The 23,035-nt window shown below is 40.6% G+C and carries 26 protein-coding genes and 1 riboswitch; of the genes, 21 read left to right on the top strand and 5 right to left on the bottom strand.

Annotated elements, in window-relative coordinates; translation table 11 throughout:
- The first annotated feature begins 1 nt into the window (after window position 1).
- From ccmA to gorA, 12 genes are all read left to right on the top strand, one after another.
- Window positions 2-637: a cytochrome c biogenesis heme-transporting ATPase CcmA gene (ccmA, locus tag EDC51_RS09885; protein ID WP_015432175.1), complete on the top strand. Its 636-nt coding sequence runs from the start codon at window positions 2-4 to the stop codon at window positions 635-637.
- 5 nt (window positions 638-642) lie between these two features.
- Window positions 643-1,305 (top strand): heme exporter protein CcmB, encoded by a 663-nt coding sequence (gene ccmB, locus EDC51_RS09880; protein WP_025267186.1) that lies wholly within the window; start codon window positions 643-645, stop codon window positions 1,303-1,305.
- A 62-nt stretch (window positions 1,306-1,367) separates the two neighbouring features.
- Window positions 1,368-2,105 (top strand): heme ABC transporter permease, encoded by a 738-nt coding sequence (locus EDC51_RS09875; RefSeq protein ID WP_025289147.1) that lies wholly within the window; start codon window positions 1,368-1,370, stop codon window positions 2,103-2,105.
- Between the two features lie 9 nt (window positions 2,106-2,114).
- On the top strand, window positions 2,115-2,309 hold the full coding sequence (gene ccmD / locus EDC51_RS09870; RefSeq protein WP_015432178.1) for a heme exporter protein CcmD: 195 nt from the start codon (window positions 2,115-2,117) through the stop codon (window positions 2,307-2,309).
- A gap of 75 nt (window positions 2,310-2,384) precedes the next feature.
- Window positions 2,385-3,776: a DASS family sodium-coupled anion symporter gene (locus tag EDC51_RS09865; RefSeq protein WP_015432179.1), complete on the top strand. Its 1,392-nt coding sequence runs from the start codon at window positions 2,385-2,387 to the stop codon at window positions 3,774-3,776.
- A 130-nt stretch (window positions 3,777-3,906) separates the two neighbouring features.
- The gene (locus EDC51_RS09860; protein ID WP_131928849.1) at window positions 3,907-5,079 is read left to right on the top strand and encodes a phosphoglycerate kinase; all 1,173 of its coding nucleotides are present in this window, start codon (window positions 3,907-3,909) and stop codon (window positions 5,077-5,079) included.
- Between the two features lie 191 nt (window positions 5,080-5,270).
- A complete protein-coding gene (gene fbaA / locus EDC51_RS09855; protein WP_015432181.1) occupies window positions 5,271-6,350 on the top strand; it encodes a class II fructose-bisphosphate aldolase in 1,080 nt (359 codons plus the stop codon).
- A gap of 80 nt (window positions 6,351-6,430) precedes the next feature.
- On the top strand, window positions 6,431-7,240 hold the full coding sequence (locus EDC51_RS09850; protein ID WP_131928848.1) for a 5'-nucleotidase, lipoprotein e(P4) family: 810 nt from the start codon (window positions 6,431-6,433) through the stop codon (window positions 7,238-7,240).
- A gap of 79 nt (window positions 7,241-7,319) precedes the next feature.
- Window positions 7,320-8,114, top strand: a complete 795-nt coding sequence (locus EDC51_RS09845) for a peptide ABC transporter ATP-binding protein (protein ID WP_015432183.1) — start codon at window positions 7,320-7,322, stop codon at window positions 8,112-8,114.
- Window positions 8,115-8,166: 52 nt separating this feature from the next.
- Window positions 8,167-8,805, top strand: a complete 639-nt coding sequence (locus EDC51_RS09840) for a nitroreductase family protein (RefSeq protein ID WP_131928847.1) — start codon at window positions 8,167-8,169, stop codon at window positions 8,803-8,805.
- A gap of 151 nt (window positions 8,806-8,956) precedes the next feature.
- Window positions 8,957-9,484: a TIGR00645 family protein gene (locus tag EDC51_RS09835; protein WP_015432185.1), complete on the top strand. Its 528-nt coding sequence runs from the start codon at window positions 8,957-8,959 to the stop codon at window positions 9,482-9,484.
- A gap of 78 nt (window positions 9,485-9,562) precedes the next feature.
- The gene (gorA, locus tag EDC51_RS09830; protein ID WP_131928867.1) at window positions 9,563-10,933 is read left to right on the top strand and encodes a glutathione-disulfide reductase; all 1,371 of its coding nucleotides are present in this window, start codon (window positions 9,563-9,565) and stop codon (window positions 10,931-10,933) included.
- A 78-nt stretch (window positions 10,934-11,011) separates the two neighbouring features.
- On the opposite strand, the gene EDC51_RS09825 is transcribed toward gorA, so the two are convergent.
- The 3 genes from EDC51_RS09825 to queC all read right to left on the bottom strand — a co-directional run bounded on the left by EDC51_RS09825 (window position 11,012) and on the right by queC (window position 12,822).
- Window positions 11,012-11,626, bottom strand: coding sequence for a 7-carboxy-7-deazaguanine synthase QueE (locus tag EDC51_RS09825; RefSeq protein ID WP_131928846.1), 615 nt, complete (start codon window positions 11,624-11,626; stop codon window positions 11,012-11,014).
- Between the two features lie 118 nt (window positions 11,627-11,744).
- Window positions 11,745-12,167, bottom strand: a complete 423-nt coding sequence (gene queD / locus EDC51_RS09820; RefSeq protein ID WP_025289156.1) for a 6-carboxytetrahydropterin synthase QueD — start codon at window positions 12,165-12,167, stop codon at window positions 11,745-11,747.
- Complete coding sequence (queC, locus tag EDC51_RS09815; RefSeq protein WP_131928845.1) at window positions 12,160-12,822, bottom strand: 7-cyano-7-deazaguanine synthase QueC; 663 nt, start codon at window positions 12,820-12,822, stop codon at window positions 12,160-12,162. The genes queD and queC overlap by 8 nt, the downstream gene beginning before the upstream one ends.
- A gap of 2 nt (window positions 12,823-12,824) precedes the next feature.
- Window positions 12,825-12,869, bottom strand: a riboswitch (PreQ1 riboswitch).
- A 199-nt stretch (window positions 12,870-13,068) separates the two neighbouring features.
- On the opposite strand from queC, the gene srlA reads away from it, so the two are divergent.
- The 7 genes from srlA (at window position 13,069) to srlR (ending at window position 17,720) form a co-directional block, all read left to right on the top strand.
- Entirely contained in the window at window positions 13,069-13,623 is a 555-nt protein-coding gene (srlA, locus tag EDC51_RS09810) for a PTS glucitol/sorbitol transporter subunit IIC (protein ID WP_025267181.1), read from the top strand.
- 28 nt (window positions 13,624-13,651) lie between these two features.
- Window positions 13,652-14,650 (top strand): PTS glucitol/sorbitol transporter subunit IIB, encoded by a 999-nt coding sequence (srlE, locus tag EDC51_RS09805; protein WP_015432191.1) that lies wholly within the window; start codon window positions 13,652-13,654, stop codon window positions 14,648-14,650.
- A 9-nt stretch (window positions 14,651-14,659) separates the two neighbouring features.
- Window positions 14,660-15,025: a PTS glucitol/sorbitol transporter subunit IIA gene (gene srlB / locus EDC51_RS09800; RefSeq protein WP_015432192.1), complete on the top strand. Its 366-nt coding sequence runs from the start codon at window positions 14,660-14,662 to the stop codon at window positions 15,023-15,025.
- A 13-nt stretch (window positions 15,026-15,038) separates the two neighbouring features.
- Entirely contained in the window at window positions 15,039-15,818 is a 780-nt protein-coding gene (gene srlD / locus EDC51_RS09795; protein ID WP_015432193.1) for a sorbitol-6-phosphate dehydrogenase, read from the top strand.
- Window positions 15,819-15,869: 51 nt separating this feature from the next.
- Complete coding sequence (locus EDC51_RS09790) at window positions 15,870-16,226, top strand: transcriptional regulator GutM (RefSeq protein WP_131928844.1); 357 nt, start codon at window positions 15,870-15,872, stop codon at window positions 16,224-16,226.
- Between the two features lie 61 nt (window positions 16,227-16,287).
- On the top strand, window positions 16,288-16,932 hold the full coding sequence (hxpB, locus tag EDC51_RS09785) for a hexitol phosphatase HxpB (RefSeq protein WP_025267179.1): 645 nt from the start codon (window positions 16,288-16,290) through the stop codon (window positions 16,930-16,932).
- Between the two features lie 26 nt (window positions 16,933-16,958).
- Window positions 16,959-17,720, top strand: a complete 762-nt coding sequence (srlR, locus tag EDC51_RS09780) for a glucitol operon DNA-binding transcriptional repressor SrlR (RefSeq protein WP_131928843.1) — start codon at window positions 16,959-16,961, stop codon at window positions 17,718-17,720.
- 42 nt (window positions 17,721-17,762) lie between these two features.
- On the opposite strand, the gene pdxT is transcribed toward srlR, so the two are convergent.
- Both pdxT and pdxS read right to left on the bottom strand, forming a co-directional pair.
- Window positions 17,763-18,329 carry a pyridoxal 5'-phosphate synthase glutaminase subunit PdxT gene (gene pdxT, locus EDC51_RS09775; protein WP_131928842.1) on the bottom strand — a complete coding sequence of 189 codons (567 nt, stop codon included), beginning with the start codon at window positions 18,327-18,329 and terminating at the stop codon, window positions 17,763-17,765.
- Window positions 18,329-19,201, bottom strand: a complete 873-nt coding sequence (pdxS, locus tag EDC51_RS09770) for a pyridoxal 5'-phosphate synthase lyase subunit PdxS (RefSeq protein ID WP_211335007.1) — start codon at window positions 19,199-19,201, stop codon at window positions 18,329-18,331. The genes pdxT and pdxS overlap by 1 nt, the downstream gene beginning before the upstream one ends.
- 97 nt (window positions 19,202-19,298) lie before the next feature.
- Between pdxS and pdxR the strand changes: the two genes are divergently transcribed.
- Both pdxR and cas3 read left to right on the top strand, forming a co-directional pair.
- Window positions 19,299-20,687, top strand: coding sequence for a MocR-like pyridoxine biosynthesis transcription factor PdxR (gene pdxR, locus EDC51_RS09765; protein ID WP_131928841.1), 1,389 nt, complete (start codon window positions 19,299-19,301; stop codon window positions 20,685-20,687).
- A 68-nt stretch (window positions 20,688-20,755) separates the two neighbouring features.
- A complete protein-coding gene (gene cas3, locus EDC51_RS09760; RefSeq protein WP_131928840.1) occupies window positions 20,756-23,029 on the top strand; it encodes a CRISPR-associated helicase Cas3' in 2,274 nt (757 codons plus the stop codon).
- Window positions 23,030-23,035 lie beyond the last annotated feature (6 nt).

Below are 23,035 nucleotides of genomic sequence, written 5' to 3'. Positions count from 1 at the left end.
AATGAGCAGTAATAATCAATTATCCTTAGTTAATATTGCCTGTGAACGAGGTGAAACGCGTCTGTTTGAAGGTTGTCATTTAACCGTGGAAAGTGGGCAATGGTGGCAAATCGAAGGGCATAATGGTATTGGCAAAACAAGTTTATTACGCATTTTGGCTGGGTTAGCAACTGCGGCAGAAGGCGAAGTGCTATGGAATGGAGCGCCAATTTTACAACAGCGAGACGAGTATTATGCTCACCTATTCTATTTAGGACATTTTGCAGGAATTAAGCCGGAATTGACCGCTTGGGAAAATTTACGTTACTACCAAAAAATTCAAGGTTTGCCGCAAGATGATGATATGCTCTGGCATGCCTTAGCAAAAGTAGGGTTAGTTGGTCGTGAAGATTTACCTTGCTCTTACCTTTCAGCAGGGCAACATAGACGTGTTGCACTGGCAAAATTATGGCTAACTGATGCTACATTATGGATTTTAGATGAGCCATTTACTGCTATCGATAAAAAAGGGGTCGTAGAGTTGATTTCACATATCGAACAGCATTGTGAGCAAGGAGGAATGTGCATTTTTACTAGCCACCAAACTGCGCAGAGCCAAAAAGTTCAATTACTATCGCTTGACCTATTTAAGGTATAAAACGCATGATTTTACTAACTATAATTCAAAGAGAACTGACAGTTGCGTTTCGTAAGCCTGCGGAAATTTTAAATCCGCTATGGTTCTTTCTTATTGTGATTACGATGTTTCCGTTATTGATGGGGCCTAATCCAGAATTATTGAGCAAAATTGCTTCGGGTACTGCATGGGTAGCTGCGGTATTGTCTGCATTGCTTTCTTTTGAAAGATTATTTCGTGATGATTATTTAGATGGTTCGCTTGAGCAGCTCATGTTATTACCTACGGGCTTACCACAAGTCGCGTTAGCAAAAGTAATTGCACATTGGCTACTGACGGGGCTACCTTTAATCTTGTTATCGCCAATTACAGCCATCTTGCTTTCACTTGAGATTGAAGTATGGTTCGCGTTAGTTTTGACTTTATTGGTTGGTACGCCAATTTTAAGTTGTTTAGGTGCTATTGGTGTGGCATTAACTGTGGGACTACGTAAAGGTGGAACACTATTAAGTTTATTAATTTTGCCGCTATTTTTACCTGTGTTAATTTTTGCTGCTAGTGTGTTAGAAGCAGCGAGTTTAAATTTAGGTTACAGTGGGCAATTAGCAATTATGGGAGCCATACTTGCTTTGTCTCTCACTTTTTCACCATTTGCTATTGCAGGTGCACTCCGTGTGAGTATGCAATAGCAAGCGGTTATTTTTAACAAAAAATTTACAAAATAGATTTTTTATAGTTTAATGAGGTTCTTATGTGGAAGTGGTTACACCCTTATGCCAAGTCGGAAACCCAGTATCAATTGCTAGGGAAAATCCAACCAGTATTAGGCGTGATTGCATTGTTGATGCTGAGTATTGCTTTTCTTTGGGGTTTGGCTTTTGCGCCAAAAGATTATCAGCAGGGCGATAGCTATCGAATTATTTTTATCCATGTACCGGCAGCAATTTGGTCTATGGGAGTTTATGGCTCTATGGCAGTTGCTGCACTTGTTGCATTAGTTTGGCAAATTCGCCAAGCAAGTTTGGCCATGATTTCTATGGCTCCGATTGGTGCTACCTTTGCGTTTATTTCGCTTGCCACAGGGGCGATTTGGGGTAAACCAATGTGGGGAACATGGTGGGTATGGGATGCTCGTTTAACTTCGGCTTTGGTGCTTTTCTTCCTGTATCTAGGTGTGATGGCTTTGTATTCAGCGTTTCAAGATCGTAATATTGGAGCAAAAGCGGCAGGGATTTTGTCTATCGTAGGCGTTATTAATCTCCCGATTATTCATTTCTCGGTTGAGTGGTGGAATACATTACATCAAGGTGCGACCATTACCAAATTTGATAAACCGTCTATGGCGGTTGAGATGCTAATTCCATTACTATTAGCCATTTTGGGCTCAATGATTTTTATGCTTTGGTTTAGTATTTTGCGTTATCGTGTCGCATTATTAAAAGATGAGCATAAACGTCCTTGGGTAAAAGCGTTAGCTCAAGCAGCATAAGGAGCAAGAATGAAATTTCAGTTTGATTCAATCAGTGATTTTTTCGCAATGGGGGGCTATGGCTTTTATGTATGGCTTGCCTATGGTATTACTTTTGCTGCAATGGGCTTATTAATTTGGCAAAGTAAACGTGAATTGCAACAAACATTAAAAATTGCCAAGAAATCGTTGGCGAGAGAGAAGATTGCTAAACAGCAATCGTAAAAGATACGGTGCAATCTGCCAATGTGCGGATTGTGCCGTTTTTGTAATTAGAACGTTAATTATTTAGGAGGCGTTATGTCATCGACCAATCCATTACAAGAGTGGAATGCTCCTATCAGAAATGGGCTAATACTTGTTGCTGATATTATTCTGTTTTTTGTGTTGCTTAATACATTGCCTTTTGCTCCAGAAGCAAATAAAGGCTTAGCATTATTAGCATTCGTTGCTGTATTGTGGTTAACCGAGGCTATACACGTCACAATCACTGCACTAATTATCCCTCTATTAGCTGTTTGCTTAGGTCTTGTAAGTTCTAAAGATGCTCTAGCAAGTTTTGCCGATCCTACAATCTTTTTATTTTTTGGTGGTTTTGCGTTAGCAACGGCATTGCATGTACAAAAACTCGACAGAATGATTGCAAATGCCATTATGCGTTTAGCAATGGGTAAGCTTTCTTTAGCGGTTTTATATTTGATGGCAGTGACAGCTATTTTGTCTATGTGGATTAGTAATACTGCGACTGCAGCAATGATGTTGCCATTAGCAATGGGAATTTTAAGCAAAATGGATCAAGAAAAAGAGCATAATACTTATGTGTTTGTGCTACTTGGTATTGCTTATAGTGCCAGTATTGGGGGAATGGGCACATTGGTTGGAAGTCCACCAAATGCAATTGTTGCCTCGAATTTACATTTAACCTTTTCCGACTGGTTAGGCTATGGCTTACCTGTTATGCTCATTTTGTTACCTATTGTATTTGGTACTATATACATTGTATTTAAGCCAAATCTTAATAGCCGCTTTAGTTTTGAATTTGAGCAGATTGAGTTTAATACTCAACGCGTCATCACTCTCGCTATTTTCTTGTTTATTGCTGTGTGCTGGGTGTTTAGTTCAAAAATAAACCCCATTTTATCAGCTGTATTTGGCGTAAAGAGTATTGGTGCATTTGATAGTATTGTTGCAATTCTTGCTGCGGTATTACTCTGCATTGCGCGTGTCGTAGATTGGGAACAAATTCAAAGAAATACTGAATGGGGCGTTCTTTTTCTCTTTGGTGGTGGCTTAACTCTCAGTGCTGTATTAGGTAAAACGGGGGCAAGCAAAGTCATGGCAGATGGTTTAGTTGCCGTGATTGAAGGTGGCCATTACTATATTATTGGTTTATTGGTTGCAGCATTTATTGTGTTCTTGACGGAATTTACTTCAAATACGGCTAGTGCTGCATTGCTTGTTCCTATTTTTATTTCAATTGCAGAAGCTTTAGGTATGCCACCAATTGGGCTTGCTTTAATTATTGGTTTAGGTGCTTCTTGTGCCTTTATGTTGCCTGTTGCAACTCCGCCAAATGCAATTGTTTTTGGTACTGGTCAGGTAAAACAGCGTGAAATGATTAAGGCTGGTATTTGGCTGAACTTAATTTGCATTTTGGTTATTGCGACTTATGGCTATTTATTCTGGATTTAAATTTCTGGATTTATTTTTTCTAATAAAAAAATTGGAAAAAAACGCAATAATTTGATCTAGTTTCATTCAGAACGGGCAGAAACTGTTATAATCCGCCCGTTTTATTTTCAATCTTAATGAGGAACATACTATGTCCGTAATCAAAATGGCTGATCTTGACCTCGCAGGCAAGCGTCTTTTTATCCGTGCAGATCTTAACGTACCGGTAAAAGATGGTGTAGTCACATCTGATGCGCGTATCCGTGCAACTATTCCTACCTTAAAGCTGGCTCTTCAAAAAGGTGCGAAAGTGATGGTTACTTCTCACTTAGGTCGTCCAACTGAAGGCGTGTTTGAAGAGAAAGACTCATTACAACCAGTGGTGGATTATTTAAACAAAGCATTAGATGTACCAGTACGTTTAGTGCGTGATTACTTAGACGGCGTAGAAGTCAACGAAAATGAAATCGTCGTATTAGAAAATGTGCGTATTAACAAAGGCGAGAAGAAAAACGACCCTGAGTTAGGTAAAAAATACGCAGCACTTTGTGATGTATTTGTGATGGACGCATTTGGTACCGCACACCGTGCGCAAGCATCAACTTACGGTGTTGCAGAATATGCACCAGTTGCTTGTGCTGGTCCCTTATTAGCAGCAGAATTAGACGCGCTTGGCAAAGCATTAAAAGAGCCACAACGCCCAATGCTTGCGATTGTAGGTGGTTCAAAAGTTTCTACTAAATTAACGGTTTTAGACAGCCTTTCAAAAATCGCTGACCAACTTATCGTGGGCGGTGGTATCGCAAATACCTTCATTGCAGCTGAAGGCAACAACGTGGGTAAATCTTTATACGAAGCAGATTTAATCCCAGAAGCACAGCGTTTATCAAAAGCAACCAACATTCCTGTGCCAGTTGATGTGCGTGTGGGTAAAGAATTTTCTGAAACAGCACCAGCTGAACACAAAGCAGTTAATGCTGTCGCCGAAGATGATTCTATTTTTGATATTGGCGATCAATCCGCTGAGCAACTCGCTGAAATTATCCGCAATGCAAAAACCATTCTTTGGAATGGTCCTGTGGGTGTATTTGAGTTCCCGAACTTCCGCAAAGGAACAGAAGTAGTCGCTCAAGCGATTGTTGATGCAACGGCAAATGGCGCATTCTCTATCGCAGGTGGCGGTGATACCCTTGCAGCAATTGATATGTTTGGTATCAAAGATAAAATTTCCTACATCTCAACTGGTGGTGGTGCATTCTTAGAATTTGTAGAAGGCAAAGTGTTACCAGCGGTGGAAATTTTAGAAAAACGTGCAAATGGTTAATTAATAATCCCTCTCCCTGTGGGGAGAGGGTGGAGAAAATCCAAAGGATTTTCGGAGGGAGAGGGGTAACACGCGGTTAAATTTATGCAGAAATCTGCAACCCTCTCTCTGATTTTCGCAAAGACATTGCTTTGCTCAAATCTGTCTCTCTCCCTTGAAGGGAGAGAGTTAATTACAAAAGGAAAATTAAAATGGCTAAATTATTAGACTTAGTGCCAGCAGGCGTATTAGTAGGCGATGATGTACAGAAAGTTTTCGCTTATGCAAAAGAACACAACTTTGCAATCCCAGCAGTAAACTGTGTGGGGACAGACTCTGTAAATGCAGTGTTAGAAACTGCAGCACGTGTTAAAGCACCTGTGATTATCCAATTCTCAAATGGTGGTGCACAATTCTATGCAGGTAAAGGTATTAAGCCAACTAGCGGTGCTCGTCCAGATGTATTAGGGGCAATCGCAGGTGCTCGTCATGTTCACACTCTTGCTAAAGAGTATGGCGTGCCTGTAATTCTTCATACCGACCACGCAGCGAAAAAATTACTTCCTTGGATCGATGGTTTATTAGATGCGAGCGAAGCGGAATTTGCCGCAACTGGTCGTCCACTCTTCTCTTCACATATGATTGACCTTTCAGAAGAACCAATCGAAGAGAATATGGAAATCTGTAAAGGTTACCTTGCTCGCATGGAAAAAATGGGTATGACTTTGGAAATTGAAATCGGGATCACCGGTGGTGAGGAAGATGGCGTAGATAACTCAGATGTTGATGAAGCACGCCTATATACCCAGCCAAGCGAAGTGTTATTCGTTTACGACAGCCTAAGCCCAATCAGTAAACGTTTCACTATCGCAGCAGCATTTGGTAACGTACACGGTGTTTACAAACCAGGTAATGTGAAATTAAAACCATCTATCTTAGGCGATTCACAAAAATTCGTTTCTGCTGAACGTGGTTTACCACACAACGCATTAGATTTCGTATTCCACGGTGGTTCTGGTTCTAGCCGTGAAGAGATCCGTGAAGCAATCAGCTACGGTGCAATCAAAATGAACATTGATACTGATACTCAATGGGCATCTTGGAAAGGTATTTTAGACTTCTACAATGCGAATAAAGACTATTTACAAGGTCAATTAGGTAACCCAGAAGGCCCTGATTCACCGAACAAAAAATACTACGATCCACGTGTATGGTTACGCAAAATGGAAGAGTCCATGTCTAAACGTTTAGAACAATCTTTTGAAGATCTAAACTGTATTGATGTGCTATAACCGATTTGGCAGATTTCTGCCACAAACTGACCGCTTGTAAAAGCGGTCTTTTATCATCTGAAATCACAGAGGACAAAACTATGAAAACACTAAAAATAACTTCTCTTGCCGTCATTTCTGCTTTAGCTTTAGCAGGCTGTTCATCGTCAAATATGACGGATGATGCACGTTTGCAACAGCATGCTGTATTAGGTGTTAACTGGATGCAGGATTCAGGCGAGTATCAAGCACTTGCTTATCAAGCATTTAATACTGCAAAAGTTGCTTTTGATAATGCTAAAGTGAAAAAAGGCAAGAAAAAAGCGGTAGCCGTAGATTTAGATGAAACAATGGTAGATAACAGCGCTTATGCGGGGTGGCAAATTAAAAATAACCAACCATTTGGTTCAGAAACTTGGACGCAATGGGTTAATGCCCGTCAAACGTTAGCAATTGCTGGTGCGGTAGAGTTTAATAACTACGTAAATAGCCATGGTGGAAAAGTATTCTATGTCTCTAACCGCAAAGATAGTACTGAAAAAGCGGGAACGATTGATGATATGAATAAACTAGGTTTCAAGGGGGTTAGTGAAGAAACCTTATATCTGAAAAAAGATAAATCTGCTAAGCAGGCACGTTTTGATGAAATTGAGAAACAAGGCTACGAAATCGTACTTTATGTGGGCGATAACTTAGATGATTTTGGTAATGAAGTGTATGGTAAAGTAAATGCAGAGCGTAGAGCGTTCGCAGATAAAAATAGCAAATTATTCGGTACAAAATTCATTGTATTACCAAACCCTAACTATGGTGGCTGGGAAGGCGGCATCGCAGAAAATTACTGGGGATTAGATGCCAAAGGTAAATCTGAAGCACGTCACCGTATTATTCGTGCTTGGGAAGGCAAATAATCGTTAAGCAGACAAAGCCCTATCGCCAGATGGGGCTTTTAACTTATAATAGACTTAAACTTATTTATCTTCATAAAATATGCCACTACTTGAAGTTCGCAATCTCAATAAACGTTTTACTGACCGTATCTCCCTTTTTCGTAAACAAGATTTTTATGCAGTCAAAAATGTCTCTTTTAGCCTAAATTACCAAGAGACGCTTGCTGTTATTGGCGATAATGGTGCAGGGAAATCAACTTTAGTAAAGATGATAGCTGGGATTGTTGAACCAACAGCAGGCGAGATGTTATTGAAGAATATGGCATTGACATACGGTGATTATAAAACGCGTGCTAAGCATATTCGCATGATTTTTCAAGATCCCAATGACGCTTTTGATCCAAACTTAAATATAGGACAAATTCTAGAACTCCCTCTAAAGCTGGCAACCCAGTTGAATGAAGAAGAACGTAATCAACGTATTTTTCAGACATTAAAATTGGTTGGGCTGTATCCTGAACATTCACTTATTCCTATTTTTGATGCATCAAATAGTCAAAAACAGCGTGTTGCATTGGCGAGAGCGCTTATTTTACATCCCGATATCATTATTGTAGATGACACTTTAACGGCATTAGATTTTTCTGTAAAAAGCCAATTGACTAATCTACTGTTATCATTACAGGAACGGTTGGGGCTTTCCTACCTTTATGTCGGTCAAAATCTTGGCTTAATTAAACATTTGTCGGATAAATTAATGGTGATGGATCGTGGGGAAGTTGTAGAGTATGGCAAAACTAAGGATATTTTACTTAATCCGCAGCACCCATTGACAATGAGATTGATTGAAAGCCATTTTGGTAAAAGCTTAACGGAAGAGGCTTGGGCAAGTTAAACGTTTGACATAGACTCTGAACGGCCATGATTATTTTACGATGGAGAGAAAAATGAAACTAATTGAGGCGATTTCACAACGCAAAACGATCAAAATGTTTAATAATCGCGTTAAAATTCCGCGTAAGGAATTAGAAGAAATGCTCACGCTTGCTCAATTAGCGCCAAGTAAAGCGAATTTACAGCCATGGCGATTTGTCGTGGTGGATGATAGTGAACAAAAAGCGAAATTACTGGATAAAGTCGCCTTTAATGGGCCACCTTGTGAAAGTGCTGCTGCGTTAATTATGGTATTAGCTGATTTACACTATGAGCTATTGCTGGAGGATATTTTAGATAATTCCATTCAACAGGGCTGTTTGCACGAGAATTTTAAACAAAATTCTTATAATTTCCTGCTCAGTATGCATCAGCAATTAAGTGAGCAAGACATTCGAGACCAAGTATTTACAGATACCTCACTTGCCGCTATGCAACTCATGCTGGTAGCCAAAGATAAGGGCTATGATACTCACGCTATCGGTATTTACGATAAACAAGCTGTGCTAACCACTTTAGACATTGATAGCAAGCGTTATGCCCCTGTGATGCTCATTGCTATGGGGAAAGCCGCAGTGCCAGCAATTCCAAGTGCTAGATTACCGTTGGCCTACACGGTTTCGTGGAATGATGGTAAAGGCTTTAAAAAATAGTTTTAGAAATGATAACAAGCGGGTAAATAGTGAGTTAATTTTGCACAAATAATCATTTACTCTTTCTGCATTACAAACAACGCCCATGTTCAAAATGCGTTATGTTTTATGCTAAAATTTGCCCTCTGTTATTTATTGTTATCGGAAAGCTATGTCCCAATCAGAAACTCAACTTAATCAAAATCTCTTTAGCAAAATTATCTTTGCCAGCCGTTGGCTACAATTACCTATTTACCTTGGTTTGATTGTGGTGCAAGGCGTTTATGCTTATAAATTTGTTAAATCGCTTTGGCACCTGATTGTCAATTTGAATCAAATGGATTCTGACACCATCATGTTAGCCGTATTGAATTTGATTGATGTCGTTATGATTGCTAACTTGCTCGTAATGGTTGTAGTAGGCGGGTATGAAACCTTTGTGTCTAAATTGAATGTGGATAACCACCCAGATCAGCCAGAATGGCTAGATCACGTTAATGCGACAATTTTGAAGGTGAAACTTTCAATGGCAATTATCAGTATTTCTTCAATTCATTTATTACAGACATTTATTAACGCAAACAAGCTTTCGCAAACGCAAATGATGTGGGAAGTGATCATTCACATGGCATTTGTCATTTCTGCGATTGCAATGGCGTATATTGATAAAATGCTTAACAGTGTTGCTAACCATCATTGATGGCTATCAGATTAATTAACGGCAGATTTTGCAAAAAAACGTTAAAATCTGCCCGCTTGTTTGATTACAAAGGAACAAATTATGAAACATTATGACTACATCGCCATCGGTGGCGGCAGCGGCGGTATCGCCTCAATCAACCGTGCAGCAAGCTATGGTAAAAAATGTGCGATTATTGAAGCAAAACATTTAGGGGGCACTTGTGTGAACGTTGGCTGTGTGCCGAAAAAAGTGATGTTCTACGGCGCACAAATTAGCGAAGCAATCCATCGCTATTCACCTGATTACGGCTTTGATCTAGAGGTGAAAAACTTTGATTTCGAGAAACTTGTAGAGAGCCGCCAAGCTTATATCGGGCGTATTCATACCTCTTACGGCAATGTGCTAGGTAAAAATAATGTTGAAGTTTTAAACGGCTTCGCTCGTTTTAAAGATGCGAAAACCATTGAAGTAGAATATGCAGACGGTAAAAAAGAACTGGTTACTGCAGATCATATTTTGATTGCCACAGGGGGCAGACCAAGTCGTCCAGCAATCAAAGGAGCAGAGTATGGTATTGATTCCGATGGTGTCTTTGCCCTAAATACCTTACCGAAAAGCGTTGCCATTGTCGGGGCGGGTTATATTGCCGTTGAACTTGCAGGGGTGCTCAATAGTTTTGGGGTAGAAACCCATTTATTTGTGCGCCAGCATGCACCATTGCGTAATCAAGATCCGTTAATTGTAGAAACTTTATTAGAAGTGTTAGCACAAGATGGCATCACCTTACATACTCACGCCATTCCGCAAGAAATCGATAAAAATGCAGATGGTAGCGTCACGGTGAAATTAGAAGATGGGCGCAGCCAAACCGTTGAAACCTTAATTTGGGCAATTGGACGTGAACCTGCGACTGATGTGATCAACTTGGTCGTTACAGGTGTAGAAACCAATGCTCGAGGTTATATTAAAGTAGATAAATTCCAAAACACCAATGTGCCAAATATCTATGCGGTAGGTGATATTATTGAAGGCGGTATTGAACTCACCCCTGTTGCCGTTGCCGCAGGCAGACGCTTATCTGAACGTTTATTCAACAATAAACCGAACGAGCATTTAGATTACAATCTTGTACCAACCGTGATTTTCAGCCACCCACCTATTGGCACAGTCGGCTTAACGGAACCACAGGCGATTGAGCAATACGGTGCAGAGAATGTGAAAGTGTATAAATCATCATTCACCGCAATGTACACCGCGGTAACCCAACACCGTCAACCGTGCAAAATGAAATTAGTCTGCGTCGGTGAAGATGAAAAAGTTGTTGGATTACACGGAATTGGCTTTGGCGTAGACGAAATGATCCAAGGCTTTGCTGTGGCAATCAAAATGGGCGCAACCAAAGCTGATTTTGATAATACTGTGGCAATCCACCCAACCGGCTCGGAAGAGTTTGTGACAATGCGTTAATTTGCAAATTTTTGATAAAAATAAACCGCTTGTAATGTTATGTTGCAAGCGGTTTATTTTTGCCAAAAATCTACAAAATTACTCAATCCCAGCAATCTTATGCGTTTGAATACTCAACTGCCATTTCGGTTTATTTAGGCGTTGATTTAATAAGCCTAGCTGGGTAATAGTTTCAAGCATATTCATCACACCATCTTTTTCACAAGGGGAAAGATAGTAGCGTTCGGCTTTTATGGTGTTTTCAATTTGCTCACAAAAATCGAGTACATCATCGTCCACCACAATTCGCACTTCATTCGCATAGGGAATATGGTGTTTAAGATAGTTTTTCTGATACAGTCGTTTGGGGCTAGTGGCGATGTAATCAATTTGCAACGGCACAGGTTTTAAGCCGTTGGTTTCAATTGCAATAAAATAGCCTTCGGCTTTGAGTTGATTAAGCAGAATTTCCAAATCGGGTTGGATAGTTGGCTCGCCTCCTGTGATAATGATATTTTTAGCGGTGAAATTCCGCACGGTTTGCATAATTTCATCAAGGCTTTTCATCTCAAATTGGTTGTAATTGGTATCGCACCAAGGGCAAGCGAGGTTGCATTTGCCAAAACGGATAAAAATGCTCGGCATGCCTGTGTTAAAGCCTTCACCTTGAAGGGTTTCAAAGATTTCTACAATTCGGTATTGGGGAGTATTCATGTCAGAGGATAATTAGTTGATTGATGTAGGGGCGGCCGATGAGTCCGCCCATTTAATTCATTGAGCATTGGGGCGGACACATCGGTCCGCCCCTACACAAAATATAATGCGATAAAAATTATTCTGAGTACTCACAATACGACGTAGGTGTCTCCCACAACCGAATCAAACTCACAGGCAATCCCGCTTGGCTTAATTTATCAAACATATACTTCGCCATATTTTCAGCAGTGGTGCGCATAGGAATACCGTAGTTTTTGGATTTCAGATCGGTAAGGAGCTTTGCCACTTGGCATTCACGTTCAGAGGTGGAATCATAGATAAAAGCGTGATCCATCTGATCTAAAATTTCTCTTTTCACAATGGCTTTGAGATCAGAAAAATCAATCACCATACCGTTTTTAGCACCGCTTTCAATCAGCTCGCCACACACTTCTACTTGTAATTTATAGGTATGACCATGAAGGTTTTGGCATTTACCATCGTGTCCATCAAGCATATGTGCCATGTCAAAACTAAATTCTTTAGCGATTTTATGCATTGTTTTGCTCCTTTTCGGCAAGATATTCGTTTAAGCCTTTTTCACGCAATATGCAACTTGGACAAGTATGGCAGCCGCCCTCTACGCCTAAATAGCAAGTGTGAGTATGCTCACGAATATAATCAAAAGCACCAAGCTCATCGGCTAATGCCCACGTCTCTTTTTTGGTGAGATACATCAATGGCGTGCGAATGTTGAAGTTGTAATCCATCGCTAAATTGAGTGTTACATTCATTGATTTGATGAATACATCTCGGCAGTCAGGGTAGCCACTAAAATCAGTTTCACATACCCCCGTAAAAATAGTTTGAATGCCTTGGCCTTTGGCATAAATTGCCGTGTAGAGTAGAAACAAGGCATTGCGACCATCAACAAACGTATTTGGTGTATTGCCTTCTTGCTTGATTTCAGATTCAGACATCAACGCATTACTTGTAATAGCTTTGATCACGGAAGTATCAATTAAAGTCTGTTTAATGCCGAGATCTTGTGCTATCCATTTTGCTTTTTCTAGCTCAATAGCGTGGCGTTGCCCATATTGAAAGGTGATGACTTCAACATTCTCTTTGCCGAATTCGTGAATTGCCTGAAATAGACAGGTAGTTGAATCTTGGCCGCCGGAAAAAATCACGACAGCCTTTTTAGGTTTGTTCATATTGTTCCTTAGTTTTTTAGCGTGGGAGGTTTTCGAACCACAGAGTAAAAAAGAGGTGGATTATACAGCAAGCGGTAAAATTTAGGGAATTTTTTGCATAATTTTTATTTTATTTCATTCTGAAATGAAAATATTTTATTTTATTTTCATTTTGTGATCTAGATCGCATTTTTATTTTTTTATTTACGCTATCATGCCCACCGTTACATTAAGTAACCTATCTAATCTATCAAATCGGAGGTCGTTATGATCGAATCTATTACCAAAGGAGCCGAGTGGTTCATCGGTCTATTCCAAAAAGGCGGTGAGGTGTTTGTCGGTATGGTGACTGGCATTTTGCCATTATTGATTTCATTGTTAGTTGTGATGAATGCACTTATTTATTTTATAGGGCAAGAGCGTATTGAACGCTTGGCACAACGCAGTTCAGGCAATCCCTTCTCCCGTTATTTTTTATTACCGTTAATTGGTACTTTCGTATTTTGTAATCCAATGACATTAAGTTTAGGTCGCTTTTTACCAGAACGTTATAAACCAAGTTATTATGCGGCGGCCTCTTATAGTTGCCACTCAATGAACGGTTTATTTCCCCATATCAATCCAGGTGAGCTTTTTGTTTATTTAGGTATTGCGCAAGGCTTAACCACGCTTGGTTTGCCACTCGGCCCATTAGCCGTCAGCTACTTCTTAGTGGGTTTATTTACCAACTTCTTCCGTGGTTGGATAACCGATTTTACAACGAAGATTTTTGAAAAACGAATGGGTATTCAATTAGAACGAGAAGTTCATCTTGCAAAATAAAAGCAGAATGAAAAAATAGGAGCAAGCTATGAGTAAAGTAATTTATATTGAAAAAGGCAATGGCGGTTGGGGCGGTCCTCTTTCTATCCCTGTGGTTGAAGGGAAAAAAATTGTATATGTAACAGGGGGAACGCGCCCTGCAATCGTTGATCGCTTAGTAGAACTCACTGGCTGGGAAGCTGTAGACGGTTTTAAAGATGGCGAACCTCCACAAGAAGAGATCGGGGTGGCCATTATTGATTGTGGCGGCGTGTTACGCTGTGGGCTTTATCCAAAACGCCGTATTCCCACAATCAACATTCATACCACAGGGAAATCTGGCCCGTTAGCACAGTTTATTGTGGAAGATATTTATGTTTCTGCAGTAAAACCAAACAATATTCATGTAAAAGATGATGATGTGCAAGCGGTGCAATCTACAGAAAATTCTGCAAAAAATAGTGAAAATCCGACCGCTTACCGTGAGTATGACAGTAGCAAAAAAATCACCGAACAGAGTGACGGTCTGCTGGCAAAAATCGGCACAGGTATGGGATCAGTCGTTGCGGTGTTTTACCAAGCAGGGCGTGAAACCATTGAAACAGTATTAAAAACCATTTTGCCATTTATGGCGTTTGTATCAGCCCTGATCGGGATCATTATGGCATCAGGTATTGGAGACTTAATTGCACATGCATTAACGCCGTTAGCAACCAATCCACTCGGTTTAGTGACTCTTGCGTTAATTTGTTCTTTCCCATTGCTTTCACCATTCTTAGGCCCTGGTGCTGTCATTGCACAAGTGATTGGCGTATTAGTTGGGGTACAGATAGGGTTAGGTAATATTCCGCCGCATTTGGCACTACCAGCACTTTTTGCCATCAATGCGCAAGCGGCCTGTGATTTTATCCCCGTTGGTTTATCTATGGCAGAAGCCAAACAAGATACGGTGCGTGTTGGGGTGCCATCTGTATTAGTCAGCCGCTTCTTAACAGGTGCGCCGACTGTATTAGTGGCGTGGTTAGTGTCTGGTTTCATCTATTCATAAGGAAAAACAATGAGCGTTATTTATCAAGTGGTCGTGGAGCAAATTGGCGATTTTGCCCAAGATGCATTGCAAGACAATATGTTGATTATGTTTAAAAGTGGCGCACCAGCAGATGTTGTGGATTACTGCTTTGTGCATAGCCATGATGATTTAAAACAACCTCTTGCCGTAGGGGGGGAATTACAGATTAACGCCAAGCGTTATCCTATTACCGCCGTAGGGGAGGTCGCCTCAGAAAACTTAGCTCAACTTGGGCATATTACACTGTTTTTTGATGGGGCAAGCGAAGCACAATTTCCAGGTTCTATTCACTTACAGGGCGATGTGCCAAATGAAATTAGCGTAGGCAGTGAGTTTGTCTTTTTAAATAATTAAGAGGGATTTTAAAATGAAAAAAGTAGCAGTTGTTGTTGGTGGTGGTCAAACCTTAGGGGCTTTTTTAAGTGAAGGACTTGCTGACAGTGGTTATCGGGTTGTGGTGGCAGACTTAAATGGTGAAAATGCACAGGCGGTTGCGGGCATTATTAATGGCAAATATGGTGCAGAAAATGCGATTGGCGTACAAGTCGATGCAACCAATGAGACCAGCGTGGAAGCGATGGCAAAAGCCACTGATGAGGCATTTGGACGTGTAGATTTAGTGGTATATAGTGCAGGGACAGCCAAAGCAGCCAAAATCACAGATTTTGATTTGAAAGATTTTGATTTATCTGTGAAAGTGAATTTAACTGGCTATTTCCTTTCTGCCAAACATTTTTCTCGATTAATGATCCGAGATGGTATTAAAGGGCGCATTATCCAAATTAACTCCAAATCAGGTAAAGTGGGGAGTAAGCATAATTCAGGATATAGTGCGGCAAAATTTGGCGGAGTTGGCTTAACTCAATCGTTAGCCCTTGATTTAGCAGAGCACGGTATCACCGTACATTCATTAATGTTAGGTAATTTACTTAAATCGCCAATGTTCCAATCATTGATTCCACAATACGCCAAAAAATTGGGTATTCCTGAAAGCGAAGTGGAGCAGGTTTATATTGATAAAGTCCCATTAAAACGAGGATGTGATTACCAAGATGTATTAAATGTGCTTCGCTTCTATGCCAGCGAGCAAGCCGCGTATTGCACAGGACAATCCATCAATATTACTGGTGGGCAGGTAATGTTCTAATGACATAGAGGGGGTGAAACCCCCTCTATGATTGACGGTTAAGGAGAAAAAATGAGTTCTACTGCTATCTTGATCGGCTTTGCCGTCTGTATGTGGTTATTGCAGATTTTACTTGGTTGGCGACAAATTCGTTTATTTAATCAGGCTTATGCAGAGATTGCCAAAAAGGGTAAAGTGGTGGTTGGCAGAAATGAGGGGCGTTTTACGCCCAAAGCCGTGATCGTCTTAGCCGTGGATAATCACAATCTTGTACAAGAGTGCTTAACTATGCAGGGCTTTTCTGTTTTTGCCAAACCGGCTTTTTCCACTGTTTTAACGGGTAAATCGCTAACAGAAATTCAGCCTGAACAAGCCTTTCCCAATAATAAAGCGCTACAAAATGCACTAAAAATTGCATTAATTCGCTAAATTTTGAATCAAATCACATCTTTTTTGCTAAAAAAGTGTCATAATTCGCAAGGAAAATAGTATGCAAATAAAAGCTGTTATTTTTGATATGGACGGTGTCATTATTGATTCTGAGCCGATGTGGGCTGAAGCACAAATAAAAACATTGCATGCTTTTGGGCAACAAATCACCGAACAAGATTGTGAGCATTTAACACGTGGTAAACGTATCGACCAAATTGCGCATATCTGGATTGAACGTTACCAATTAAATGCCAATGCAGAAGAAGTGGCTAATCAAATTTTGCGCTATGCTTACGAGGCGATTTTAGCGCAAGGTTGTGCGATGGAAGGGCTTTATCCCTTACTGGATTTATTACAAAAACAGAACATTCCGCTCGCACTGGCGACCTCTTCGGCCCCGATGATTATTGAAGCGGTATTTAACAAACTGAATCTTTGGGATTATTTTCGTGTGCAATGCAGTGCAAATGATGAAGCTTATGGCAAACCTCACCCAGCGGTTTATTTAACGGCAGTGCAAAAGCTGAATGTGAATATCAATGATTGTTTAGTCATTGAAGACAGTGTCACCGGCTTAATTGCTGCGAAAGCAGCGGGGTTACAAACCGTGATTGTTAATCCAAATTATGCCGATCCTCGTTTTAGTTTGGCTGATAAACGAGTAGATTCCTTATCAAAACTAATGGCAACATTTTCATACTGAATAATCTTTTAACAGTAGGAAAAGCAATGAAACCCATTGAACGCCAAAAACAGATTTTAGATTACCTCAGTCAGCACGGTAGAACCGATGTGGAAGTATTGGCTGAATACTTTAAATTAACTGGGGCAACCATTCGTAAAGATCTCACCGTGCTAGAACAGCAAAATAAAGTGTTACGCACTTACGGAAGCGTTGTCATTTTGCAAGATGAAGTATTTGATGCCAGTATTGATCAAAAAAATCATATCAATTTGCTTCAAAAACAAAAGATAGGGCAAAAAGCCAGTGAACTAATTAATGATGGCGATTCCATTATTATGGATGCAGGTAGCACCGTATTACAAATGATTCCGCATTTGGTTAAATTTGATAATTTAACCGTGATGACAAATAGTTTGCATATTATCAATGGTATTACTCAACTGAAAAAAAATTACAATTTAATGATTTCAGGTGGTACTTATCGTGAACGCTCCGCTTCATTTCATGGTTATTTTGCCGAATCGGCTTTTAATGATTCTACCTTTGACACGTTATTTATTGGCACTGATGGTTTTGATCTAGAAGTTGGCTTAACCACGTTTAATGAAATCTATGGGGTAAGTTCCGCTATGTGCCGTGCAGCAAAGAAAATTGTGGTACTTGCCGATTCCACCAAATTTGGACGTAAAAGCCCAAATATCGTCTGTGGTTTGGAAAAAATTGATGTGGTGATTAGCGATAGCCAGCTTTCAGAAGAAATGAAAGAAAGAATTGAACAGAAAGGCATTCAAGTTATTATAGTATAAAGAATAAGCGATAGGGGTTATGCATCCTATCGCTTGTTTTTATCAATTTTTACACATCTCCACAAAATAACGATGAAAACGTAGATCATCACTCACTTCGGGGTGAAATGAGATGCCGATTTGGTTTTTGCATTTTACACCGACAATGTTACCGCTTACTTCTGCCAAAATCTCCACGCCTTCACCGATGCTTTCCACATAGGGGGCGCGGATAAACGGCAGAGGAATTTTGCCGATATGTTTTACTTCACTTTCAGTGAGAAATGAGCCTAATTGGCGACCATACGCATTGCGTTTAACGGTGACAGGTAAAGTGGCAAAATGTTGCTTGTCATCATTGGCAAGTTTTTCTGCAAGTAGAATTAACCCTGCGCAAGTCCCTAGTGTGGGTAAGCCGTTCAAGATTTTTTGGCGAAGTGGTTCAAATAGTCCTAATTCACGCAGTAATTTCCCCTGAACCGTAGATTCTCCTCCGGGTAAGATTAAACCTTCAAAATCTTGATTTAAATCCGCGAGTTGACGAATCTCTACACTTTCCACACCTAATTGTTCAAGTTTATCAGCGTGTTCGGCAAATGCCCCTTGCAAAGCAAGAATCGCAATTTTCATTAAATACCTCGTGCCGCCATTAGCAATTCAATTTCTTGCTCGTTAATCCCTACCATTGCTTCACCTAAATCTTCGGAAAGCTCAGCAAGCAATTTGGCATCGTTATAGTTAGTCACTGCTTGCACAATCGCGCGTGCACGTTTCGCTGGATTACCTGATTTAAAAATCCCTGAACCAACAAACACCCCTTCCGCTCCTAATTGCATCATCAATGCCGCATCGGCAGGGGTTGCCACACCACCCGCAGCAAAAGTGACCACTGGTAATTTTTTGTGTTGATGCACATATTGAATTAAATCAAACGGCACTTGTAATTCTTTTGCAGCGTGATACAGCTCATCAGTAGAAAGTGATGCCACACGCGCAATTTCCTGTTTCATTTTGCGTAAGTGTCGCACCGCTTGTACCACATCGCCAGTTCCCGGTTCCCCCTTACTGCGGATCATTGCCGCCCCTTCATTGATACGACGCAACGCCTCTCCCAAATCTTTTGCACCACACACAAACGGCACATCAAATGCACGTTTGTTGATATGGAATGTATCGTCCGCAGGGGAAAGCACCTCACTTTCATCAATATAATCAATTTCAATCGCTTGCAAAATTTGCGCTTCGGTAAAATGCCCGATACGCACTTTCGCCATCACTGGAATAGAAACCGCCTCTTGAATACTTTTGATCATCTTAGGATCACTCATACGAGACACGCCACCTGCTGCACGAATATCCGCAGGAATTTTTTCTAACGCCATCACCGCACAAGCCCCCGCTTCTTCGGCAATACGAGCTTGCTCTGGTGTGGTAACGTCCATAATCACGCCGCCTTTTAACATTTGTGCCAGTTGTTTGTTGAGATCATAACGGTGAGTCATTGTTATTTGTTCCTTTTGTTCATAAAAAATTAGGGGCATTGTAAATTTATCTGAACTGATTAAAATAGCCATTTTTCACTCTTTTAATCAGTTCAGAATGGTTACCTATACTTTCCAAAAAAACAATATTCCTCTCTATGAACAACTTTACTGCTTCATCAAACAGGATATTGAAAAAGGCGGCATTATTGCTGGTGAAAAATTGCCGTCTAAACGGGCTTTTGCTAAGCATTTAGGTATTTCGGTGATGACTGTAGAAACTGCCTATCAGCAATTGGTGGCAGAAGGGTATTTGAGTGCAAAAGCAAAGCAAGGATTTTTTGTCAATCCACTTAATTTACCCAAAACAAGTACAAGCAGGTCAGTTTTCCCTGAAACAAGCGGTTCAAAACCGATAGAAAATAGCAAAAAATGGCAAGCAGATCTCACAAACAGCCAAACCTCTGCGGAAAATTTCCCTTTTTCAGTGTGGACAAAATTAGTCAGAGAAGTATTAAAACACCATCAATCTGCCTTAATGGAGCGGGCAGAAAGTGGCGGAGTGCTAATGTTGCGTCAAGCGATTGCTAAGCATTTACATGATTTTCGGGGAATGAATGTTTCACCTGCACAAATTATTGTCGGCGCGGGCACAGAATATCTTTATGGCTTATTGGTTCAACTTCTTGGTTTAGATAAAACTTACGCCTTGCCCGATCCCAGTTATGACAAGTTGCATAAAATTTTTCAAAGCTATGGCTTAAATCACATTGCTATTTCAATGGATTATGCAACAAATGTACTCAAAAACGTCAATGTATTACACACCTCACCGTCCCACCATTTTCCCACAGGATTAGTAATGCCCATTGCTAAACGTTATGAATTATTAGCGTGGGCTGCCGAAAAGGCAGATCGCTATATTATTGAAGATGATTACGACAGTGAATTTCGCTTTGTTGGTCAGCCAATTCCAGCCTTGCAATCAATTGATATGCTAGGTAAGGTGATTTATATGAACACCTTTTCCAAGACGCTATCCTCAACCGTGCGTATTGCTTATATGGTATTACCGCCTGAATTATTAACACGTTTTCATCAACAATTGGGCTTTTACGCCTCTACGGTTTCAAACTTTGAGCAATATGTACTAGCTGAGTTTATTCAGCAAGGCTATTTTGAAAAACACATTAACCGAATGCGCGCCTATTATCAGAAAAAACGAGATAATTTGCTCTTTTCGCTCAAAAATAGCCCGCTTGCAGAAAAAATTACGATAAAAGAAGAGAATGCAGGGCTGCATTTTATTGTGCAATTTCACACGGAGTTAAGTGATGAACAAATTCTGCAATCTGCCAATGAACAAGGTATAAAGATGGTCAGTTTAGCTCGTTATTATCAAGATAAAAGCCAAGCACCGAAAAATGCATTTGTAGTGGGCTATTCTAACCTAGCTGATAAACAAGTTGATGAGGTGGTGAGATGGTTGAAAACAGTATTAATATGATGAATTGCAGATTTCTTTTGCAATGTTAGAATTAATTATTTCTCTTTATTTTTGACTAGTTAAGTAATATGAAAACCTATTATGCTCACTCGAGTGAAGATATCGATTATGCCAACTGGCAACCTCTTAAGGTGCACGCTGATAATGTCGGTAAGTTGGCGGCTAAGTTTGCCTACTTTTTGGGTGTTCAAGAAATCGCTTATTACACGGGATTACTTCACGATTTAGGCAAATATAGTGAACGTTACCAAAAACGTTTACACTGTGGAGAACGGGTAAATCACTCCACTGCCGGTGCCAAAATTGCAGTAGAGCGTTGGGGGCCTTTGGGCAAAATGATGGCGTTTTGTATCGCAGGCCACCACGCTGGGTTAGCAAATGGTTCTGGAGAAGGGAAAAATCGTTCTACACTCACACAACGTTTGCAAGAGCAATTTGGCTATGGTCATAAAGATCTACCGGTACTTGACGCTATTTGGCAGCAAGAACTTAATTTGCCTGAAAAATTGCCCTTACCGCCGTTAAAGCTTTCTAAAAACGAACCTTTCTTCTCTTATGCCTTTTTTATTCGAATGCTCTATTCTTGCCTTGTCGATGCGGATTTTCTTGATACGGAAGCCTTTTATGCTAATCTCGAAAAAAGACCGCTTGAACGAGGAAATTACCCAAATTTAACCGCACTTCATCAGCAATTTAATCAATTTATTGCACAGTTTAGGGAGCGAATTGCCATTCAAACGCCTAATACGCAGGAAGCACAACGTAAAGCAGAGGTAAATCGCTTGCGGAGTGAAATTTTGGATTATGCCGTATCTCAAGCCAAACAGGAAACAGGCTTGTTTTCTCTGACTGTGCCAACGGGCGGTGGTAAAACCTTTACTTCTATGGCATTTGCCCTTGAGCATGCTAAACAGCATGGTTTACGCCGCATTATTTATGTTATTCCGTTTACCAGCATTATTGAACAAAATGCTGCGGAATTTCGTAAAGCTTTTGGCGAGCTGGGAGAAGAGGCTGTATTGGAGCATCACAGCACTTTTGATCACGATAGCCTACCTGATAAATCAAGCCGAGATAAGCTGAAATTGGCATCGGAAAATTGGGATGCGCCGATTGTCGTCACCACAGCAGTGCAATTCTTTGAAAGTTTGTTTGCCGACCGTTCTTCTCGTTGCCGCAAATTGCACAACATCGCCGGCAGCGTGATTATTTTGGACGAAGCCCAAATGCTACCGTTGAATTTATTACGCCCAATTATGGCTGCGATTGATGAATTGGCTCATAATTATCAATGTTCTGTTGTGCTATGTACTGCTACACAGCCGGCAATTCACCAAGCAAATGGTTTCTATAAAGGATTTGAAAATGTGCGAGAAATTGCCCCTAATCCAACCGCACTTTTTGAAAAATTGAAACGTACTACGGTAAAGCATATCGGTATTCAAACAGATGTGGAGTTGCAAAGCAAACTCGCAGATAACCCACAAATGCTGATAATCGTGAATAATCGCCGTCATGCCCGAGCGTTATATGATTCAGCGAAACATTTAGATGGGACTTATCACCTCACCACGCTAATGTGTGCTAAACACCGCTCACAAACGCTGACTGAAATTCGTCTTCGCCTAAAACAAAACCTACCTTGCCGAGTGATTGCCACTTCTTTAATTGAAGCCGGTGTTGATGTCGATTTCCCACTGGTTATGCGAGCTGAAGCGGGGCTAGATTCTGTTGCTCAAGCGGCTGGACGTTGCAACCGAGAGGGAAAACGTTTAGCGGAAGAAAGCAATGTTTGGGTTTTCCAACCGGAAGAACAGTGGAAAGCTCCGCCAGAGTTGGGGCTACTTTCTGGCTGTATGCGTTCAACGGTTCAGGTTCACGCAGATGATCTACTTACTCCGCAAGCAATCAATCATTATTTCCAAGCGGTTTATGAGGCTAAAGAAAAAGAGCTGGATAAACCCAATATTTTAAAGGCGTGCCATGATGCTGGGCAAAGCCTCAATTTCCCATTCCAAAACATAGCGGAAGATTTCCGAATGATCACAAGCCATTTGATTCCGGTGATTATCCCCTTCGACCAAGAAGCCGAAAACCTTATTGACCGCTTACGCTATGCGGATCAAGTAGGCAGTATTTTAAGAAAACTCCAGCCTTACACTGTGCAAGTACCGGAAAAAGCATTAGCCGAACTCTATAACGCTGGCAGAGTTGAAACCATTAATGAAACCAGCTTCGGCAAACAGTTTTACTGCTTAATTGGAATGGATTTGTATGATGAGGTGGCAGGGTTGAGTTGGGAGAATGTGGGATTTATTGAGGCGGAAAGGTTGGTATTTTAAAGAAAT

The sequence above is a fragment of the Bibersteinia trehalosi genome, from assembly GCF_004346205.1.
Taxonomy (GTDB): Bacteria; Pseudomonadota; Gammaproteobacteria; order Enterobacterales; family Pasteurellaceae; genus Bibersteinia; species Bibersteinia trehalosi.
Note: the sequence above shows the minus strand (reverse complement) of the source record. Positions and strands in the feature narration are given on the sequence as shown.

What these genes read in the sequence shown, in the direction of transcription:
- ccmA (WP_015432175.1), top strand. Translation starts at nt 2, where the DNA reads ATGAGCAGTAATAATCAATTATCCTTAGTTAATATTGCCTGTGAACGA.
- ccmB (WP_025267186.1), top strand. Translation starts at nt 643, where the DNA reads ATGATTTTACTAACTATAATTCAAAGAGAACTGACAGTTGCGTTTCGT.
- EDC51_RS09875 (WP_025289147.1), top strand. Translation starts at nt 1,368, where the DNA reads ATGTGGAAGTGGTTACACCCTTATGCCAAGTCGGAAACCCAGTATCAA.
- ccmD (WP_015432178.1), top strand. Translation starts at nt 2,115, where the DNA reads ATGAAATTTCAGTTTGATTCAATCAGTGATTTTTTCGCAATGGGGGGC.
- EDC51_RS09865 (WP_015432179.1), top strand. Translation starts at nt 2,385, where the DNA reads ATGTCATCGACCAATCCATTACAAGAGTGGAATGCTCCTATCAGAAAT.
- EDC51_RS09860 (WP_131928849.1), top strand. Translation starts at nt 3,907, where the DNA reads ATGTCCGTAATCAAAATGGCTGATCTTGACCTCGCAGGCAAGCGTCTT.
- fbaA (WP_015432181.1), top strand. Translation starts at nt 5,271, where the DNA reads ATGGCTAAATTATTAGACTTAGTGCCAGCAGGCGTATTAGTAGGCGAT.
- EDC51_RS09850 (WP_131928848.1), top strand. Translation starts at nt 6,431, where the DNA reads ATGAAAACACTAAAAATAACTTCTCTTGCCGTCATTTCTGCTTTAGCT.
- EDC51_RS09845 (WP_015432183.1), top strand. Translation starts at nt 7,320, where the DNA reads ATGCCACTACTTGAAGTTCGCAATCTCAATAAACGTTTTACTGACCGT.
- EDC51_RS09840 (WP_131928847.1), top strand. Translation starts at nt 8,167, where the DNA reads ATGAAACTAATTGAGGCGATTTCACAACGCAAAACGATCAAAATGTTT.
- EDC51_RS09835 (WP_015432185.1), top strand. Translation starts at nt 8,957, where the DNA reads ATGTCCCAATCAGAAACTCAACTTAATCAAAATCTCTTTAGCAAAATT.
- EDC51_RS09825 (WP_131928846.1), bottom strand. Translation starts at nt 11,626, where the DNA reads ATGAATACTCCCCAATACCGAATTGTAGAAATCTTTGAAACCCTTCAA.
- queD (WP_025289156.1), bottom strand. Translation starts at nt 12,167, where the DNA reads ATGCATAAAATCGCTAAAGAATTTAGTTTTGACATGGCACATATGCTT.
- queC (WP_131928845.1), bottom strand. Translation starts at nt 12,822, where the DNA reads ATGAACAAACCTAAAAAGGCTGTCGTGATTTTTTCCGGCGGCCAAGAT.
- srlA (WP_025267181.1), top strand. Translation starts at nt 13,069, where the DNA reads ATGATCGAATCTATTACCAAAGGAGCCGAGTGGTTCATCGGTCTATTC.
- srlE (WP_015432191.1), top strand. Translation starts at nt 13,652, where the DNA reads ATGAGTAAAGTAATTTATATTGAAAAAGGCAATGGCGGTTGGGGCGGT.
- srlB (WP_015432192.1), top strand. Translation starts at nt 14,660, where the DNA reads ATGAGCGTTATTTATCAAGTGGTCGTGGAGCAAATTGGCGATTTTGCC.
- srlD (WP_015432193.1), top strand. Translation starts at nt 15,039, where the DNA reads ATGAAAAAAGTAGCAGTTGTTGTTGGTGGTGGTCAAACCTTAGGGGCT.
- EDC51_RS09790 (WP_131928844.1), top strand. Translation starts at nt 15,870, where the DNA reads ATGAGTTCTACTGCTATCTTGATCGGCTTTGCCGTCTGTATGTGGTTA.
- hxpB (WP_025267179.1), top strand. Translation starts at nt 16,288, where the DNA reads ATGCAAATAAAAGCTGTTATTTTTGATATGGACGGTGTCATTATTGAT.
- srlR (WP_131928843.1), top strand. Translation starts at nt 16,959, where the DNA reads ATGAAACCCATTGAACGCCAAAAACAGATTTTAGATTACCTCAGTCAG.
- pdxT (WP_131928842.1), bottom strand. Translation starts at nt 18,329, where the DNA reads ATGAAAATTGCGATTCTTGCTTTGCAAGGGGCATTTGCCGAACACGCT.
- pdxS (WP_211335007.1), bottom strand. Translation starts at nt 19,201, where the DNA reads ATGACTCACCGTTATGATCTCAACAAACAACTGGCACAAATGTTAAAA.
- pdxR (WP_131928841.1), top strand. Translation starts at nt 19,299, where the DNA reads ATGGTTACCTATACTTTCCAAAAAAACAATATTCCTCTCTATGAACAA.
- cas3 (WP_131928840.1), top strand. Translation starts at nt 20,756, where the DNA reads ATGAAAACCTATTATGCTCACTCGAGTGAAGATATCGATTATGCCAAC.